This window comes from Geminocystis sp. CENA526, assembly GCF_050753365.1.
Classification (GTDB): domain Bacteria; phylum Cyanobacteriota; class Cyanobacteriia; order Cyanobacteriales; family Cyanobacteriaceae; genus Geminocystis.
Genome location: NZ_JBLZFY010000021.1, coordinates 1 through 19,344, shown reverse-complemented (window position 1 = coordinate 19,344; position 19,344 = coordinate 1). Strand labels below are relative to the sequence as shown.

The following is a 19,344-nucleotide window of genomic DNA, read 5'->3' as shown; positions in this document are numbered from 1 at the left end:
ACCCAATTAGAGGATAATGTCATTTTTATCAAATTCGACAAAACAAAATAAATCCTCTCAGATTCCTTTAAAATGGATTTTGATAGTGCCGTTTGTGTTGCAAGTGGGTTTATCCGTAGGAATAGTCAGTTATCTATCCTATCGTAGTGGACAAAAATCGATCGAAAATGTTTCCCAAGATTTGATGATAGAAATAGGAGAGAAAATAGAAAAACATCTCGATAGTTATTTGCAAACCGCACAACAAGTGAATCTCCTCAATAAACAAGTGCTAGAAAGTGGTATTATCGATCGAACTGATTTTGAGACATTAGGCAAATATTTTTGGCAACAAATACAGCAATATAACTTTACTTATATTAACTACGGTACGGAAAAACAAGAATTTATCGGAGTGGGCTATTTTCACAATATTTTAGAAATATCTTACATTAAATCGTCAGAAATTAATACTTTATATAGTTATAAAGTAGATGAAAAAGGAAATCTTCTTTATCCTCCTGAAATTTCCCAAGGGCAAAAACCTAATGATGACGACTGGTATAATAAAGCCAAAGAAAAAGGAAAACCTCTGTGGAGTCCAATATATAATTGGGTAGATAACCCTGAAGAAATAGCTATTTCTGCCAGTGCGCCTGTATATAATTCGTCTCAAGAATTTGTTGGAGTAGTGGGTATAGATTTGAGTTTGTCTAACATTAGCAAATTTCTGCGAACTTTAGAAATTGGTAAAACAGGGCAGGTTTTTATTCTCGACAAGTCTGGTTTATTAGTGGCAAGTTGTACCCACAATCTACCCTACAAAATTGTTGATGGTAAGGCACAAAGAATCCCCGTTACCGAAATGTCTAGTGATTTGAGTCGAAAAACCGTCAATATTCTTCAATCTCAATTACCTAACTTTCCTCAAGGTATTCAAACTGAGAATAAATTTATTCAAGATTCTGGTTTATTTATTCAAGTTATTCCCTATCAAGATAGTTATGGTATTGATTGGTTAATGGTTGTCAGTATTCCTCAGTCTGATTTTATGGCGGAAATGGAGGAAAACAAACAACGGATTTTGATGGTATCGATCATAACTTTAATTACCACTACTATTATGGGGATTATTACCACTATATGGATTACTAAACCGATTATCAAAATATCTCAGGCAAGTAAATCTATTATCAAAGGAGAAGCCAAAAACTATTTACCAGAAGCTACCTCCATCAAAGAAATTAATGACTTATCCCATTTTTTCTCTATTATGGCTTTTCAGTTACAAGAAGCCCTTAAGCAGAGTGAAAGTCGTTATCGTCAAGTGGTAGAACAACAAACAGATTTCATAATTCGATCGAACCCTGACACCACCATTACCTTTGTTAACGAGGCTTTATGTGTAGCTTTAGGATGTCAAGCCGATGAAGTTATCGGCAAAAAATGGATAGATTTTGCTAATCCCGACGACTTAAAAACAACTTTAGTGAAAATAACTCAATTAACTCTTGAAAATCCTAGTTTTAGAACAGAAAATAGAGATAATCGTGGCAATGGAGAAATAGGTTGGACTCAATGGATAAATCAAGGTATTTTTAACGAAAATGGAGAATTAATAGAAATTCAATCCGTAGGGAGAGATATAACAGAGCAAAAAATAGCAGAAAGTGCCACTAAAGCCAAAAGCCAATTTTTAGCAAACATGAGTCATGAAATTCGTACTCCCATGAATGGAGTGTTAGGCATGGCGGAATTATTGTCTCTTTCTAACCTTAACCCTACTCAAAAAGAATATATCAACATTATTCAGGAAAGTGCCAAAACGTTATTAACCATCATCAATGATATTCTCGATTTTTCCAAAATAGAGTCGGAAATGTTGACACTGGAAAAACAACCTTTAAACCTTGAAGAAATCCTTAAATCCGTCTGTCAGCTATTCTCAAAACAAGCCCAAGATAATAAAATTCAGCTACACTATAGCATTAATAATTCATTACCTTGTATATTGGGAGATAGTTCTCGATTACAACAAATTTTCTTTAATTTAATCGGCAATGCTATTAAATTCACCCGTCAAGGAGACATTAATATTAAGGTAAGCTCAAATACCGTTAATTTTTCTGATAAGGAAGAAATAGAGTTGATGATTGAAGTACAAGATAGCGGTATCGGTATAGAGGACGATCGAATTACGCAGTTATTTCAACCTTTTACTCAAGCCGACTCTAGCATTAGTCGTAAATATGGAGGCACGGGATTAGGGTTAGCGATATGTAGAAATTTAGTTGCCCTAATGGGGGGTACAATTTGGGTAGAAAGTCAAGGTAAGATAGGGGGAAATCCGCCTTCAAATTGGGTATTAAAATCTCATCAGGAAAAGGGTACAACATTTTACTTTACCCTAAAAGCAATGCCTCTAATTTATGAAGTTTTACCCTCTGAGAAAATATCTTCCCAAGAAACAATAGTTAATAGTATAGATAAAGCAAAGCTCAAAATACTTTTAGCGGAAGATAATAAAGTCAATCAAAAAGTTGCCCTTCTCACCCTCAAAAAATTAGGTTACACCGCCGATGTTGCTAACAATGGCTTAGAAGTGCTGAATTTATGGGAAAAACAAGCCTATGACGTGATTTTTATGGATATGCAGATGCCCGAAATGGATGGCGTCACCGCTACTAATATTCACTATTCATTATTCATTATTCATTATTCATTACCCATTACTTCCCTTCATCAAAATACTATGAAGCCGACTCTAATTATTCCTCAAATCAAGTTAAAATGATATGGAGATATTATTAATAATTTATCAAAAATATGACCGCAAAAACTGCCCTTGAGTACGAAGCGATTATTGGTTTAGAAACTCATTGTCAACTTAATACTAATACAAAAATTTTCTGTAATTGTTCCACTAATTTTGATAGCCTCCCTAATACTAATGTTTGTCCTGTGTGTTTAGGACATCCGGGGGTTTTGCCTGTGTTAAACGAAGAAGTCTTAAACTCCGCCATTAAAGTGGGTTTAGCCATAGAAGGAAATATCGCCCGTTATAGTAAATTCGATCGAAAACAGTATTTTTATCCCGATTTACCTAAGAATTATCAAATATCTCAATATGATTTACCCATTGTCGAACATGGTAAATTAGAAATTGAATTAGTTGATCCCAAAACCAAAGAAGTTAAGAAAAAAACCATCGGTATCACTCGCTTACACATGGAAGAAGATGCAGGAAAATTAGTCCATGCAGGAAGCGATAGACTATCAGGCTCAACCCATTCCCTAGTGGATTTTAACAGGACTGGTGTACCTTTACTAGAAATTGTCTCAGAACCAGATTTGCGTAGTGGACAAGAAGCGTCTGAGTATGCTCAAGAATTGCGCCGTTTAGTGCGTTATTTAGGAGTCAGTGACGGTAATATGCAAGAAGGCTCACTCCGTTGTGATGTTAACATTTCCGTGCGTCCAGTGGGGCAAAAAGAGTTCGGTGTTAAAGTAGAAATCAAAAATATGAACTCCTTTAGCGCCATCCAAAAAGCCATCGAATACGAAATTGAAAGGCAAATTGAAGCCATCAACAATGGTGAAGCCATTATTCAAGAAACTCGTTTATGGGAAGAAGGAAACCAACGTACTATTAGCATGAGAATCAAAGAAGGCTCAAGCGATTATCGTTATTTCCCTGAGCCTGATTTACCTCCCTTAGAAGTTAGTGAAGCACAATTAGAGTCGATCGAAAAATTACTACCCGAATTACCCGCCCAAAAACGCACCCGTTATGAAGCAGAATTTGGCTTATCCGCCTATGATGCCAGAGTTTTGACGGACGATCGAGATGTCGCACTGTATTTTGAAGGAGTAGTTGCCAGTGGTGCTAGTGTCAAAGCCGCCGCTAACTGGGTAACACAAGACATCGCCGCCTATTTGAATAGCAATGTGGATTTAACCATCAATGATATTGCTTTAAAACCAGAAATGTTAGGAGAGTTAATTACCTTAATTGAAAACGGCACAATTAGCGGTAAAATTGCTAAAGATTTATTACCAGAACTCTTAGTTAAAGGTGGTTCTCCTCAAGAAATCGTAGAAAGTAAAGGCTTAATTGCCATATCTAATCCTGATGAATTAAGTGCAATTATCGATAAAATTTTAGAAGATAACCCCGATAAATTAGCACAATTTAGAGCAGGAAAAACAAAATTACAAGGGTTTTTTGTAGGGCAAATTATGAAAGAAACTGGAGGAAAAGCTGATCCAAAATTAGCTAATAAAATCCTCAATGAAAAACTGAATAGTTAATAATAAATAGTTTTAATAAATCAAAATTTTTTTTGGAAAAGTCTAATGATTATTTGGGAAAGATTTCTAGTCAAGTCCCCATTAGACCTCTCCAATAATTCAAAAAGCAATCAATTCTCAGCAACCATTGACGAATCTCAAGCTATATTTTTCATGATTTCTAACTGAAAATCATTGTTTTTGGAGAAGTCCATAGGATGAAATTAACCTTCTACATTAATAAAGGGTAATAAAGCCACCTGACGAGCTTGTTTTACTGCTGTAGTTAAATCTCTTTGTTGACGAGCAGTTAAGCCAGTGATACGACGAGGAAGCATTTTACCTCTTTCAGTGATGAACTTGTGTAATAATTCAACATCCTTATAGTCAATGGGTTGACTAGGAGGAATAGGAGATAGTCTTTTGCGAAAATAAGCCATAATTTATATTAATCCTTTTGTTACTTTAAAAATATCAGTCCAGAAATTATTTAATTTCTTTATGAATAGTATGCTTGTTGCAATGGGTGCAGAATTTTTTTAATTCTAATCTAGCGGTTGTATTACGTCTATTTTTCATGGTGGTATAACGAGAAACACCTTTAGAACGTTTATCAAGATTAGTACGACACTCGGTGCATTCAAGAGTGATAATTAAACGAACACCTTTTTTACTTGCCATTTTTTTAGTCGAGTTACTATAACAGTGATTTTATACACAATCTATTATTATCCTATACAAACTAGATTTTTGACAAGGCTTTTTTTCTGTGACATGAAGAAATCCTACTTTTTCCCACAAACTAAAGGTTTATAAGTGAGTAGGCAAAATTAATTGTATGTTTACTTTATGAAAGGCAAATCGAGGGTAGATACTAACCATAAAAAATGGATACATTTCTTGTCAATTATAGTTTCCAGTTATATCAAAATTTTACATTCTTAACAGATTTCAACCATGCCTCAAATCGATCGCCCCAAGCCGTCAAAGAGTACTCCTGTTCTGCTATTTGACGACAATCCTCACGGCGAATTTCTGGAATACGGTTAATGGCGTTGACTAATTCTTCAACACTGTCAGGAGTTACTAAAAATCCCGTTTTTCCATCGGTAACAATTTCCGCAGGACCTCCTCTAGCATAAGTGATAACAGGTACACCACAGGCTAAGGCTTCAATGGCAACATTACCAAAGGCTTCTATCCAACGGGGAGTCATTAATAAGGCTTGACAGTAGCCTAATTCTCTTTGTAAGTCCACTGTTGACAAAAATCCCTTATATTCGATCGGTGCGTTGGGATGTTGTGTTAAAATGTTGCCCCAGTAGTTTTCGTCTTGAATTTTGCCAAAAATAAGTAAGGGTATTTGAGTAATTTCGGAGGCTTTCACTGCATCTTCTAAGGCTTTTTCGGGGGCAATTCTCCCTAACCATGCCAATTTTTTTTCTGGTTTTTCCCTAAATTGATATAGAGATAAATCAATACCACTGCCTAAACATTGACAAACATCAGGAAAAGGGAAAGTTTGCGCCTGAGATTTGGTATAAACTGCGAAATTTTGAGGATATTTTTTCGCTATCTGAGCCATGATTTGATCTAAGCTATCAGATAATGATCCCATACTAATAAAATGGGCGATCGAACTATCGAAAAAAGGAGTAAGATAAAAAGGAAGCCAATCAAAGGCAAAATTAACTAAAACATCATAATTTGCTTGTACCTGTCTTGCGTATTCCCACATATTGGCTAACACCGAATTTTCAGGCATGATAGTGGGAATCTCACGGGTTTGAGTTTGGGCTGGAATATGCAAATTTCCTTTTATTTCCACTATATCAGCATGAGGAAAAGATGAACCTTGAGGCGCGACTACTTTCACAATATGATTACGCCTTTGCATTTCTTGAATCAAATTATAGATAGTTAATTCTACTCCACCGCCGATACCGGAACTTAATGCGCCCACTGGAGTCGATAAAATTAAAATTTTCATTATTTCGATCGAGATTTTTTTGCTATTTTGTTATAAATATTGGGCAAAAAGGTTTTTAAAATAATTATGCCCTTGTTAAATATCGATACGGGCAGGATGCCCGTTTTACATATTTTTTTTGATTAATTAATTACGCTTTCAATTCTTGTTTTATCGATACCTTTTTTATTTAATAAAACCCACGTTTGCAGTAAATCAGGACCGTGTAATTCCCCTGTTAAACCTAAGCGGATCGATCGCATTACTAAACCTTTTTTCACTTTTAAATCCTTAGTAATTTGTTTAACAATACCATTAGCATCATCAGAAGTCAATTCCGATTTATGGGCATTAATTACCTGTTGTAAAACCTCTTTTACTCCTTCTTGAGTTGAAAATTCTTGGGCTTCTTCTCCTAAATTAATACTATCAGTAAAGAATAATTTTGCCTCTTTTACTGCATCGGTTAAACGAGTTAAACTAGGTGCAATTAAAGCGATTAATTCTAATAACCAATCTTTATCATTATCAAGATTAATTTGATAACCTGCTTCTTGCCAATAAGGTATTAATAAAGGTAATAATTCTTCAGTAGAAATTTTGTGCAGATATTGACTATTTAACCAATCTAGCTTATCCCAATCGAATTTTGCTCCTGCTTTATTGACTCTTTCTAAACTAAATTTTGTGGAGGCTTCTTCTAGGGTAAAAATTTCTTCGGAGTCTGGAGAAGTCCATCCTAAGAGTGTCATATAATTGACTAAGGCGGGGGCAATAAATCCCATTTTACGGAAATCATCGATCGAAGTCACTCCGTCACGTTTCGATAATTTTTTGCCTTCAGAGTTCAAAATCAGGGGAGTATGGGCAAATTCTGGCACTTTCGCCCCTAATGCTTGATATAATAAGATTTGTTTCGCTGTATTGGCAATATGATCTTCCCCACGAATAACATGACTAATATTCATATCAATATCATCCACCACTACCGCTAAATTATACAAAGGTTGCCCGAAGGTGTCGCCGTCTTTTTCGGGGGTGCGCGCGATTACCATATCACCGCCTAAGTCACTACCCTGCCACGATACTTTACCCCTAATTAAATCATGCCAAACAATTTGCTCATGATCGTCAATTTTAAATCTAATGACGGGTTTTCTTCCTTCGGCTTCAAATTTGGCAATTTCTTCTGGAGATAGATTACGATGACGATTATCATAACGAGGCGCTTGATTATGGGCTTTTTGGGTTTCTCTCATCGCCTCCAATTCTTCAGATGTACAATAACAGGGATAGGCTAAACCCTTATCTAGTAAAGTTTGGATGGCTTGACGGTAATAATCTAATCTCTCTGTTTGAAAAAATGGTCCTTCATCCCAGTTTAACCCTAACCAAGTCAATCCCGACTTAATATTATCAGTATATTCGGGTTTCGATCGATCTAAATCCGTATCTTCAACTCTTAGTATAAATGTACCTTGATGATGATGAGCAAATAACCAGTTAAATACGGCTGTACGAGCTGTACCTATATGTAAATTTCCTGTGGGAGAGGGTGCAATTCTGACTCTAACGGACATAATGAATTTATATAATAACTTTGTATAACCCCCTATTTTACCTGAGTTCGATATAAAATGATGAAGAGAAGAGGTGAGTATTCGGGTATTAAGGAATAATTCTTGATTCTTAGGGATGTGCAAAAAGTAGTGTTAAACCGTTATAAAATATTTCCTCATTCCTCATTCCTCATTCCTCATTCCTCATTCCTCATTCCTCATTCCTCATTCCTCATTCCTCATTCCTCATTCCTCATTCCTCATTATTTTTTGATCCATTTTGCTAGATAATAGGTCAAACAGTTGTTTACGGTTCGATCGAAGTGAGTCAAAAAAAATCTTTAGCCAGTATAGCGGGAATAGTAGCTTTAGCCACCTTTATCAGTAAGATATTTGGTTTAGTACGAGAACAAATAGTCGCCGCCGCTTTCGGAGTTGGTACGGTGGTAAATGCCTACGCTTATGCCTACGTCATTCCGGGATTTTTATTAATTTTGCTAGGAGGAATTAATGGACCATTTCATAGCGCCCTTGTAAGTGTGTTAGCCAAACGTAATCAAAAGGATGCCGCTCCCCTCATTGAAACCATTACCACTCTTGTTAGTACTTGTTTATTAGTTGTTACAATAATATTAGTTATTTTCGCCGATCGATTTATTGATTTATTAGCGCCCGGATTAGCAACGGATGTGCGCAATATGGCAATTTTGCAACTGCAAATCATGGCACCTTTAGCGATTTTTGCGGGATTAATTGGCATCGGTTTTGGTAGTTTAAACGCCTCAGATCAATATTGGCTACCGAGTATCAGTCCTCTTTTTTCTAGCTTAACTATAGTCATTGGAGTTGGAGGTTTATTTTGGTTTTTAGGAGAAAAAATCAACAGCCCTGAGTATATTCAGTTCGGCAGTATGATGTTAGCAGGAACAACTTTAGCAGGGGGACTTTGGCAATGGTTAGCACAACAAGCCACCCAAATTAAACTCGGAATTAGTACCTTAAAATTGCGTTTCGATTGGGGGAGAGAGGGGGTTAATGATGTGGTAAAAGTCATGCTTCCTGCCACTCTTTCTTCAGGAATGCTACATATTAATGTTTATACCGATTTATACTTTGCTTCTTACATCGAAAATGCCGCCGCCGCCATGCGCTACGCAAACTTTGTGGTGTTAACTCCATTAGGCATTATTTCTAATATGATATTAGTGCCTTTTTTACCTGTATTTTCTCGGTTAGCAAGTCCTGAAAATTGGGATGAATTAAAAATGAGAATCCGTCAAGGCTTGATTTTAACGGCATTAACCATGCTTCCTCTTACTGCTATTTTCACCGCTTTATCTAATCCCGTCGTGAGAATTATTTATGAGCGAGGTGTATTTGAATCTTCTGCTTCGGCTATTGTCGCACCCGTATTATTAGCCTATGGAATTGGAATGTTTTTTTACTTAGCTAGGGATGTTTTAGTCAGAGTTTTTTATGCTTTAGGAGACGGGCAAACACCCTTTAAAATTAGTATTGTCAACATTTTTATTAACGTTGTTTTAGACTATTTATTAGTTCAAGAATTTCAAACTCAAGGTTTAGTTTTTAGTACGATCGGAGTTAATATTTTTTCTATAATTGCTATGATTTGGCTTTTACATAAACGCTTAAATGGTTTACCCTTAAAACAATGGTTTTTAATTTTATTGGGTTTAGTAATTGCTACTATTATCTCAGGTTTTGCTTGTTGGGGAAGTAACCAATTTTTAGTTTATCTCTGGGGCGAACAAGGTTTATTGATTCAATTAATTAATTTATCTATATCTAGCTTAATTGCTGTGGCAATCTTTTTCTTTATTACCATGCTTTTAAAGTTACCAGAACTAGAGATTTTATTTAGTAAAATAAGTGCTAAATTTTCTCGCTAAAAAGTTATATTATAAATATAACGATGATCGTTTAATGTTTTCGATCGTTTTGTCTAAGTACTGCCATCTTAAAAAATTATGAAAAGACGTACATTATTTTCTCTGAGTTTCTCCATATTTCCCCTAATTTTTGCCATAAATCAAACTAAATCTAATAGTGATAAACCTCAAAAAATTTCCTTATCTGATGAGCAATGGAAGCAAAAATTAACCCCTGAACAATATAATATTTTAAGAAAAGAAGCCACAGAAAAGCCTTTTTCTAGCCCTCTTAACAATGAAAAAAGAAAAGGTATTTATGCTTGTGCAGGTTGCGATTTGCCTTTGTTTAACTCTAGTACTAAATATGATAGCGGTACAGGATGGCCTAGTTTTTATGATTCGATCGAACAGTCATTAGGCACAAAAAAAGACTTTAAACTAATTTTACCACGCACAGAATATCATTGTGCTAGATGTGGGGGGCATCAAGGTCATGTTTTTAATGATGGACCAAAACCCACGGGAAAACGTTATTGTAATAATGGTTTAGCCTTAAAATTTATCCCTCAAGCCTAAAATGAACAAGATAATAGCCATCATACTTTTTACATTTTTAATTATAACACCCTTTGCCCATGCAGACACAGAAAAAGCCACTTTTGCCGGAGGTTGTTTTTGGTGTATGGAATCGCCCTTTGATAAAGTAAACGGAGTTATTTCCACCACTTCTGGTTATACAGGGGGAAACGTGAAAAACCCCACCTATAAACAAGTGAGCAAAGGAAAAACAGGTCATACGGAGTCCGTAGATATAGAATATGACAATAATTTGGTCAATTATAGCCAATTATTAGACATTTTTTGGAAAAATATCGATCCTACCGTAGAAAATCGACAATTTTGTGACGTTGGCAACCAGTATCGCAGTGCCATTTTTTATCACAACGAAACTCAAAAACAACTAGCCTTACAAAGCAAAGAAAAAGTAGCGAAACGACTGCAAAAGCCCATTTATACGCAAATCCAAGCCGTCAAGGAATTTTATCCTGCGGAAGAATATCACCAAAACTATTATCAGAAAAATCCCCTCTTGTACAAATACTATCGTTATCGTTGCGGTAGAGATCAAAGATTAACAGAAATTTGGGGAGATAATTAATTAGGGGATGCCCCATGGTATTGTGATGAAGTAATAGGTAATAGTTTTTGAGCAAAAATAACTAAAACAGCCCACTTTTTGGTTAATGTAGGGTTTGAAGAATGTTCAACCCTGTCACCATCTCAAGAATTTAACCATGTCGAAAATTCTCCACAATTAAGCCGCTAAAGGCAAGTGTAAACGATAAGGAGAAGAAGACAAGTCGCTTTGGATTAATTGAGAAAAATTATTGATGATAAAAGAGCAAGAATTAAAATATTGCGTTACCCATTGATGATACCATCTAAGTTGAAAATCGTTGAGTACTTCCGTCTCCATACCTAAATAAATTACCCTACCCTCATTGTTGATTTGGAATTTATTTAACCATTCATTATTTGGCTTGGAAGAATGCCAGTATTTTGTTACTAAACTCACCCCCAAATACTTCGCACTACAACCACTAATATAATTAATAGTTTTTAAGACATCAGCAAGAGAAACACTATTAGATTCTGCATAAATTAAGCCCATTTCTTGAAGGTTTAATTTGCCATTAAATAGAGTCTTTTTATCGTATTGTGCATCTCTAAAATAGGTTTTATTGATAATAGCAGAAGTAAAGCAAGTACCAATAAGATTAGCTTCTCCCAGATATGCTTCGGTTAAATTTACCCCTGTGAGAAAAGCATTTTGTAAATCAGCTTTGCGCAAATTTGCATAGGATAAATTACTATTATTTAAAGAGGCTTGGGTAAAATCAGCAGAACTTAAATAGGCTTTTTCTAGGTTGGTGTTATTAAGATGTGCCTGACGAAAATTAACTTTTTTGCCGTGAATACTATGAAGATTTGCACCGTGTAATTTTGAAAAACTTACATCACTTTCATCTAAATTAGTACCTTTTAAGTTAGCACCTTTTAAATTAGCACCTTTTAAATTACATTTGCTCAAATTGACATTCTCTAAATTCGCATTTTCTAAATTAGCGAAACTCAAATCACTATTTTTTAAGTTAACTCCAGCTAGATTAATTCCTTGTAGATTAGCTTTAGACCAATTATGACTGCTAAAATTTCTTTCACCTAAAAGGTAACGCTGATTAATTTCCTGTATTAAGTTACTCATAGGTTTAACCTCACTTTTCAATTCTTTCTATTTTTGATTAGCTCTAATCTAAAAAACAATTGTGGAGATTTTGTGGAGATATTCTATTTGTTTAAAATGCTTTACAAAAAAAGTTATTATAGATACAAAATAAACTCTACTTCCTATTAAGTCATAAGGTTTTTCGTCAATTTGCCTATAGAAATCATCTATTTACATTACTTAACATAAAATATTCATATCTAATTGATAAATACTTTATAAAAATAAACAAAATATTTACTGTAGTAATTCCACTAATTCTCTTAAAGTTTCGGGGGATATATTTAATTTTGGATTCAATTTTAAGGTTTTTGCTAATTGAGATAATAAGTATAATTGCTGATTCGGGTTTAAATTAAAAGTTACTTCTATTTTTTGCTCATGATTTCTTAACAAAATTAAATGATTTTTTCCTGATGGATTAGTAACTATTTCCACTTCCCCTAAAGACAAAACTGGATATTGGACTCGATCGATCGTGAAACGAATGATAATATTAGATTGAGACTGAAGATAAATGCTTAGTTGTTGATAATCGCCGTCTAATTCTATTTTTTGTGGTGTATAGCCAAATTCTTTTTCTTCCCCTTGTTTTTTCCCGTAAAGAGTAATACCTCTAATTTGAGGGGATTCTAGGGTGAATTCTTCGTCAAATCTTTGGGTTTTCCAGTCTATGTCTTCGAGGTTGCCACTTTCTGGAATTACTCTCTGGGCTAATTTTACTGGTTTTTGGTCAAGATTTGACCACCATTGACTAATTAATTGTAAATTGCCTAAGTTTTCAGGATTTTCGCTTTTTGTTTGCCAGATAATTTTTTGATTCATTTCGATCGAACCCCCTTAAGAATGTAGAATTAAGAATTAAAAATTAAGAATTAACATCGAATTCTTTTTTACTCATTACTCATTACTCATTCCCCATTACTCATTACTCATTACTCATTACTCATTACTCATTACTCATTACTCATTCCCCATTCCCCATTCATTTTATGATAAAGTGATCCATGATGTGATTATCTTATTGTTAATACCTATTTTTTGGTTAAATTCACTATGATTAAAACTGCTGTGGGTGAGAATCTTGATTATACAACTTTAAAACGAGAATTTCATGAGATAATTAGTCGTGATTTTGAACATCTCGATCGAGTTGAAATAGATTGTTTTCAGGAAGATAATTATTTAGTCATTTTAATTAGTGAAAATATTCCAGAATTGCTCGATCGAATTAAAGATATATTAACAGGATACCAAATTATTGATAACTTTATAATTCGCAATATCAATGACAAAGAGATAATTTATTATGATAGCATTGACAATAGTTCGGAAGATATAAAAAGAAGTAATTATTATAATTCTCAAAACTTTTCAGTCGGTTTTATTATTTCTATTTTAGGAGTATTATCATTAGGAATTGTCGGCATTTTTTATTATTTTACTCGCCCTTGTGTTTTGGGAGAATGTACTGTGATTGCCGAAACTAAAACTTTAATTTTAGAAGACTTTAAAGAGAATACTCAAGATTTAAACCAAGAAAATATCAAAAGTTTACAAGTAACTTTAATTGAGGGAATTAATGAGTTAAAAAGAATCCCCTCTTGGTCAAAATCTCATAAAGAAGCAACTTCTGCTATAGTAAAGTACCAAGAAGATGTTAAGCAATTAGATAATTTATTACAGGCTTTACAATTAGAAAATAACTCAAAAAGTTTAACTAATAATCTTCCTTTATCCTTAGATGAATGGACTAGAGTTAAAGATTTTTGGCAAGAATCGATCGACTTAATCAATACTTTAACTATAGAAAGTTTACAAAACTTTAAACAAGAAAAATTAAATCTTTACCAAAGTCAATTAACTATTGCACAAACTAATATTGATAAAGAAAAACAAGCGGAAGAAAACTTAATCCAAGCCCAAAATTTAGCTCAACAAATTGAAACCCAACAAAAAGAAATTACCAATTTAACTGACTTAGAAAATATTGAACAAAGTTGGCAAACTGCTATTAAACAAATAGAATCGATCGAACCTTTAACGAAAGCCTATCAGGAAAAAGAAAGTATTTTAAATAATTATCTAGTCAATTTGATAGAAATACAAAAGCGAATTGCTTATGAAAAAAATGCCGTAAATCAAAAAAAACAAGCCGAAAAGACTATTAATTTAGCCTTAGATTCTCAAAAAAATAATCAATGGACAAAAGCTGTATCCTATTGGGAAAATGCCTTAAACGAAGTCAAAAAAATTCCGACGGAAACTTTTATTGCTTCCGAGAGTAAAACCTTAGAAAATAATATTACAAAACAGCTAGATAAAGCCAAACTAGAACTTAAACAAGCTATTGTTAGACAAGAGATTAAAGCAGAATTAGAAACCATCTGCAATCAAACTGAATTAAAATGTAACTACAGTATTGACAATAATAGTATTAAAATATTTTTAAATCAAGAATATTTACAAAAAATATCTACTCTATCAAATCTGAATAGTTTAACCAATAATGATGCACAGAAACAACAAGTAAATACTCATATTGAACAAGTTGAAAAAAATTATCAATATCTCAGTCAGAAATATAAAATGCTTGTAGAAGTATATAATCCTCAACGACAATTAATTATGATTTATAATACGCCTTTTTAGCTTGATTAAATATTTGTAAAAATTGATGCTAAATACAATCCTCTATGTACTCTATAATGCTGAGGTCAAAAATTGAAAAGAGGAAAATGTTAAAAATCAACACAAATCGCAAAAGACTCAATATATTTATTAATAAAATTAAAAAATCTTCTAGTTGGCAAGGTTGCGTTGTATTAAGTGCCATTCTATTATTAAGTTCCAGTTATGCGGTATATGCTCAAGATACCCCTTCAGATTTAACAGCTATTACCAGTGAATTAAGAGTAGGTTTAGATACCTTATGGGTTGTCTTAGCTTCCGTGTTGGTTATTTTAATGAATGCTGGTTTTGCCATGTTAGAAACAGGTTTTTGTCGTCGCAAAAATGCTGTCAATATGTTATCGAAAAACTTGATCGTTTTTGCCGTATCTACGATCGCATTTTGGGTTTTGGGTTTTGGCTTAATGTTTGGAGATGGTAATGGTATCATCGGTTTACAAGGATTTTTCTTGAATGGTGCTGATAATAGCCCTGCAGTTGATGACGCTTATAGAGGAGTTTATAGTGCCTTAAGTTGGGCAGGAGTACCCCTGTCGGCTAAATTCTTATTTCAAGTCGCCTTCGCCGGTACAGCCGCTACGATCGTATCTGGGGCGGTGGCAGAGAGAATTAAATTTATCGATTTTGTTTTATTCAGTGTCTTTTTAGTCGCTATTCCCTATCCCATTATCGGGCATTGGGTATGGGGAGGCGGTTGGTTAGCCCAGATGGGTTTTCAGGATTTTGCAGGTTCAACTGTCGTGCATTCTGTAGGGGGATGGTGTGCTTTGACAGGAGCGATCATTTTAGGTCCTAGAATGGGAAAATATCCCGCAGGGGGAGGTATAATGCCCTTACCCGGTCATAACTTAAGTATTGCTACCCTTGGTTGTTTTATCCTCTGGATAGGTTGGTTTGGTTTCAACCCCGGTTCGACTATGGCAGTCAATGAAGATATTGCCTATATTGCCGTTGTTACTAATTTAGCCGCCGCTTCTGGTGCTATTACTGCTACTATCAGCAGTTGGATTTTAGCAGGAAAACCCGACTTATCTCTAACTATTAACGGTATTTTGTCTGGATTAGTGGCAATTACCGCAGGATGTTCTATGGTAAGTTATTCCAGTGCTATCCTCATTGGTGCGTTAGCGGGGATTTTAGTGGTTTTTGCTGTTTATTTTCTCGATAGTCTCAAAATTGATGATCCAGTGGGTGCGATTTCTGTACACTTAGTTAATGGAGTATGGGGTACGATCGCAGTGGGGCTATTTGCTGATGCCTTAATTACAGGAGATGACAATATATCGGGATTGTTTAGCAGTGGTAATTTTAACCTATTAGGCTCTCAATTATTAGGTATCATTACCATTGGTATCACTATGATTGTTTTTAGTTTTCTATTTTGGAATATTTTAAAAGTTACCCTAGGCTTAAGAGTATCCCAAGAAGAAGAATATTTAGGTTTAGATATAGGTGAGCATGGTATGGAGGCTTATAGTGGCTTCTTAGAGTTAGAAGGTGAAATGGGAAGCATTGACGGAAGATAATGAGGAATGAGTAATGAGTAATGAGTAACGAGTAATCAGTAATGAGTAATCAGTAACGAGTAAAAAAAGAATTGGATGTTAATTCTTCATTCTCAATTCTTCATCACAAATAAGCTATAATCTAATAAGTTAAGTTGAACATACCTTGACGATCGAATCTTTCTAGGAATCATTCCTAAGAAACAGACATCGAGTGTCAAAGCTCAAGTAAAAAAATAGTCAAGCAATATCCAAAAATAATTAAGGGTTGTTATAAATTCCCATTTACTGTATTCTATAATATATAAAAGACTTTTACTGTAAGCATTTTGACTGAAAATGATTTGAGTTGAAAATTTTACTACTAGGACAATTTAACTATTCCGACAAAATTAATTCCATCGGTACAAGAGGCAATTATTGGTTCGCACCGTGTGCCTTCTTGTCATAATTAAACCTTAAAACTAGATGTAATTAATGTTGCCTGTTTACATCCTATCAGTAACAAAATAAGTAAAGTTTATCTAACTTTCTTGTTGTAATAATGTTCGATCGAAAGGAAGAAGAAATAGAGACTATAAAATATTAAGACAAGATTTCAGACAATTTTCCCTAATAACTCTTTGTGAGATAAAACTGATGTAAAAACCTTAATTGACTTTATATGTAAGTCCAGCTACCAGATAAATAGTTTGATTTGGAGAAAGATTTAATAGCTTAGATTTGCTGATTTTTAGCTCCATGAATAACTAGCAAGATTTTATCCCAGAAAAAGAACAAGAGGAAAATATTATTACTGACAATCTCAAAGAAAATATAGACTCTATATTATTCTCAAAAATAATTTGAATTATCTTAAATAATGCCACAATAAACCCCATGAAACTTAGTAAAAAAGTCTTTGGGAATAAAAATTGTAGCAAAAAAAATCTCGTACATCAGAGCAATAGCAAAATAAAAATTAAACTATTATCAAATTTTTTGAGGAAATTGAATGCCAAAACAAATAATTATTGCAGAAAAACATCACATAGCCGCAGTATTTGCTGAAGATCAAATTCAAGAATTAGTCGTTGCCACAGGAAATCAACAGGTAGGAGATATTTATTTAGGTACAGTAGAAAACGTCATTTCAGGTATAGATGCGGCTTTTGTTAACATCGGCGATGCAGAAAAAAATGGTTTTATTCATGTAACAGATTTAGGTCCTTTACGCCTACGAAAAACCGCCGGGGCAATTACAGAATTATTGTCTCCTCAACAAAAAGTATTGGTTCAAGTAATGAAAGAACCTACAGGCTCAAAAGGTCCTCGTTTAACGGGAAATATTAGTCTTCCAGGACGTTATCTGGTACTAATGCCCTACGGTAAAGGGGTTAGTTTATCTCGCCGTATCAAAAATGACAATGAGCGTAATCGATTGAGAGCGTTAGCTATTTTACTCAAACCCTCTGGTATGGGCATTTTAGTGCGTACTGAAGCCGAAGGTACAGCCGAAGAATCCATTATTGAGGATTTAGACTTATTACAAAAACAATGGGATAAAATCCAACAAGAAGCGAATTATATAAGCGCTCCTGCCCTCTTAAATCGGGATGATGATTTCATTCAAAGGGTATTGCGAGATATGTACACCGATGACGTTAATCGCATTGTGGTGGATTCGGAAAATAGCGTTAAAAGGGTGAAAAAACAATTAATGAATTGGGGGGCAGGGCAATCACCTGACGGGGTTTTTATTAATGCTCATCAAGAATCTATCCCCATTTTAGATTATTTTCGAGTTAATGCCGCTATTAAAGAGGCTTTAAAATCAAGGGTTGATTTACCTTCTGGGGGTTATGTAATTATCGAACCAACGGAAGCCTTAACGGTAATTGATGTCAACTCTGGTTCGTTTACTCATTCTGCTACTTCCAGAGAAACGGTATTATGGACTAACTATGAAGCGGCGATCGAAATTGCCCGTCAATTAAAACTGCGTAACATTGGCGGTGTAATCGTGGTGGACTTTATTGATATGGACACCCGCCGAGACAAACTCAAATTACTAGAACATTTTAACCGAGTCTTGAAAACCGACAAAGCCCGTCCTCAAATCGCTCAATTATCTGAATTAGGATTGGTGGAATTAACTCGTAAACGGCAGGGCAAAAATATCTATGAATTATTTGGACAACCTTGTTCTCACTGTAACGGTTTAGGATTAGTCGCTCATTTACCCGGTCATCATGATGTTGATCCATTACCGTCTAATTATTATACCCCCATTATTGCCGCCAAAACTTTCGATAAACCAATTCTGGAAGATAAAATTATTGTAGCTGATGATTATAGCAATGATTTAGAAGATACAGAATTGATTAATTATCCCAATTACCAAGAGCAAGAAAATGGTACAACCCGTCGTCGCCGTCGTCGTCGAGATATTCCTTTAAAAGATGAAATGGTAGTGGGTACTAATAATTTAACGGAATCTGAGAGTAAGATCGATCGTGAAACTGGGCAGCGCGATCGAACCCGTGAAACCAGAAAAGAAAGAGGAGTGTTACCTCGTCACCATCGAGATGAAAGCAAACTTGAGAAAGTGGTGGTGGAGATGACGCAAACAGAGCAAGAAATTTATGCTTTAATGGGGGTGTCTCCGATACTGCGTTTAGAGCAGGAATTAAAAGACCCCAAAGCTGTTATGGTGTATGTAAAATCTCCCGATGAAAATACAAACAATCTCTATACAGAAACATCACCAGACACTGACAATTATTCCCCAGAGGATGATGAAATTTCTGCATATCCTCTTTTAGATGCTATTTCTAATATCGTTTCTCAAGACGAGGAGAAAGAGGACGAAATCATTTACAGTAGTGTCACTAATGATGAATTTGAGGAGGAAATAGTGACTCCTAACCTTGATTTCACATTGAATATTAAACCTCAAGAAGACAATGAGGAAAAAGACGACTTTGCGGAGTATAAAAGCATCATGGCTGAACCTGAAACTATTACAGAAGCAGTAATCAAAGAGGCTTTAGAAGGTGATCAACCCGTAATTCGTACTCGTCGTCGTCGTACATCTCGATCGTCCGCCGTGATGGAAAATGAGTAACAAAATTTAGGATAGTGAATAGTGAATAGTGAATAGTGAATAATTGTTAATTGTTAATTGTTAATT

14 protein-coding genes are annotated in these 19,344 nt (G+C 34.6%); 8 read left to right on the top strand and 6 right to left on the bottom strand.

The annotated features are described in order from the left end of the window. Positions 1 to 16: 16 nt before the first annotated feature. Complete coding sequence (locus ACN4EE_RS08385) at positions 17 to 2,773, top strand: ATP-binding protein (protein WP_431705972.1); 2,757 nt, start codon at positions 17 to 19, stop codon at positions 2,771 to 2,773. Positions 2,774 to 2,805: 32 nt separating this feature from the next. Beyond that, positions 2,806 to 4,290 carry an Asp-tRNA(Asn)/Glu-tRNA(Gln) amidotransferase subunit GatB gene (gene gatB / locus ACN4EE_RS08380; protein ID WP_431705971.1) on the top strand — a complete coding sequence of 495 codons (1,485 nt, stop codon included), beginning with the start codon at positions 2,806 to 2,808 and terminating at the stop codon, positions 4,288 to 4,290. A 203-nt stretch (positions 4,291 to 4,493) separates the two neighbouring features. On the opposite strand, the gene rpsR is transcribed toward gatB, so the two are convergent. The 4 genes from rpsR to gltX all read right to left on the bottom strand — a co-directional run bounded on the left by rpsR (position 4,494) and on the right by gltX (position 7,818). Continuing rightward, positions 4,494 to 4,709: a 30S ribosomal protein S18 gene (rpsR, locus tag ACN4EE_RS08375; protein ID WP_431705970.1), complete on the bottom strand. Its 216-nt coding sequence runs from the start codon at positions 4,707 to 4,709 to the stop codon at positions 4,494 to 4,496. A gap of 46 nt (positions 4,710 to 4,755) precedes the next feature. Then, the gene (gene rpmG, locus ACN4EE_RS08370; protein WP_431705969.1) at positions 4,756 to 4,950 is read right to left on the bottom strand and encodes a 50S ribosomal protein L33; all 195 of its coding nucleotides are present in this window, start codon (positions 4,948 to 4,950) and stop codon (positions 4,756 to 4,758) included. A gap of 244 nt (positions 4,951 to 5,194) precedes the next feature. After that, positions 5,195 to 6,259, bottom strand: a complete 1,065-nt coding sequence (locus ACN4EE_RS08365; protein ID WP_431705968.1) for a glycosyltransferase family 4 protein — start codon at positions 6,257 to 6,259, stop codon at positions 5,195 to 5,197. A gap of 122 nt (positions 6,260 to 6,381) precedes the next feature. Next, positions 6,382 to 7,818: a glutamate--tRNA ligase gene (gltX, locus tag ACN4EE_RS08360; protein WP_431705967.1), complete on the bottom strand. Its 1,437-nt coding sequence runs from the start codon at positions 7,816 to 7,818 to the stop codon at positions 6,382 to 6,384. 302 nt (positions 7,819 to 8,120) lie between these two features. Between gltX and murJ the strand changes: the two genes are divergently transcribed. The 3 genes from murJ to msrA all read left to right on the top strand — a co-directional run bounded on the left by murJ (position 8,121) and on the right by msrA (position 10,848). After that, positions 8,121 to 9,707, top strand: coding sequence for a murein biosynthesis integral membrane protein MurJ (gene murJ / locus ACN4EE_RS08355; RefSeq protein ID WP_431705966.1), 1,587 nt, complete (start codon positions 8,121 to 8,123; stop codon positions 9,705 to 9,707). 78 nt (positions 9,708 to 9,785) lie between these two features. Further along, positions 9,786 to 10,265 (top strand): peptide-methionine (R)-S-oxide reductase MsrB, encoded by a 480-nt coding sequence (msrB, locus tag ACN4EE_RS08350; RefSeq protein ID WP_431705965.1) that lies wholly within the window; start codon positions 9,786 to 9,788, stop codon positions 10,263 to 10,265. Between the two features lies 1 nt (position 10,266). Beyond that, positions 10,267 to 10,848, top strand: coding sequence for a peptide-methionine (S)-S-oxide reductase MsrA (gene msrA, locus ACN4EE_RS08345; RefSeq protein WP_431705964.1), 582 nt, complete (start codon positions 10,267 to 10,269; stop codon positions 10,846 to 10,848). Positions 10,849 to 11,004: 156 nt separating this feature from the next. On the opposite strand, the gene ACN4EE_RS08340 is transcribed toward msrA, so the two are convergent. Both ACN4EE_RS08340 and ACN4EE_RS08335 read right to left on the bottom strand, forming a co-directional pair. Continuing rightward, positions 11,005 to 11,955 carry a pentapeptide repeat-containing protein gene (locus ACN4EE_RS08340; RefSeq protein ID WP_431705963.1) on the bottom strand — a complete coding sequence of 317 codons (951 nt, stop codon included), beginning with the start codon at positions 11,953 to 11,955 and terminating at the stop codon, positions 11,005 to 11,007. 258 nt (positions 11,956 to 12,213) lie between these two features. Then, positions 12,214 to 12,801, bottom strand: coding sequence for a hypothetical protein (locus ACN4EE_RS08335; RefSeq protein WP_431705962.1), 588 nt, complete (start codon positions 12,799 to 12,801; stop codon positions 12,214 to 12,216). A 231-nt stretch (positions 12,802 to 13,032) separates the two neighbouring features. Here ACN4EE_RS08335 and ACN4EE_RS08330 point away from each other — a divergent pair, with 231 nt between their 5' ends. From ACN4EE_RS08330 to rne, 3 genes are all read left to right on the top strand, one after another. Beyond that, positions 13,033 to 14,628, top strand: a complete 1,596-nt coding sequence (locus ACN4EE_RS08330) for an AAA family ATPase (RefSeq protein ID WP_431705961.1) — start codon at positions 13,033 to 13,035, stop codon at positions 14,626 to 14,628. An 86-nt stretch (positions 14,629 to 14,714) separates the two neighbouring features. Further along, the gene (locus ACN4EE_RS08325; protein WP_431705960.1) at positions 14,715 to 16,193 is read left to right on the top strand and encodes an ammonium transporter; all 1,479 of its coding nucleotides are present in this window, start codon (positions 14,715 to 14,717) and stop codon (positions 16,191 to 16,193) included. 973 nt (positions 16,194 to 17,166) lie between these two features. Then, complete coding sequence (gene rne / locus ACN4EE_RS08320; RefSeq protein ID WP_431705959.1) at positions 17,167 to 19,278, top strand: ribonuclease E; 2,112 nt, start codon at positions 17,167 to 17,169, stop codon at positions 19,276 to 19,278. The last annotated feature ends 66 nt before the right edge of the window (positions 19,279 to 19,344 follow it).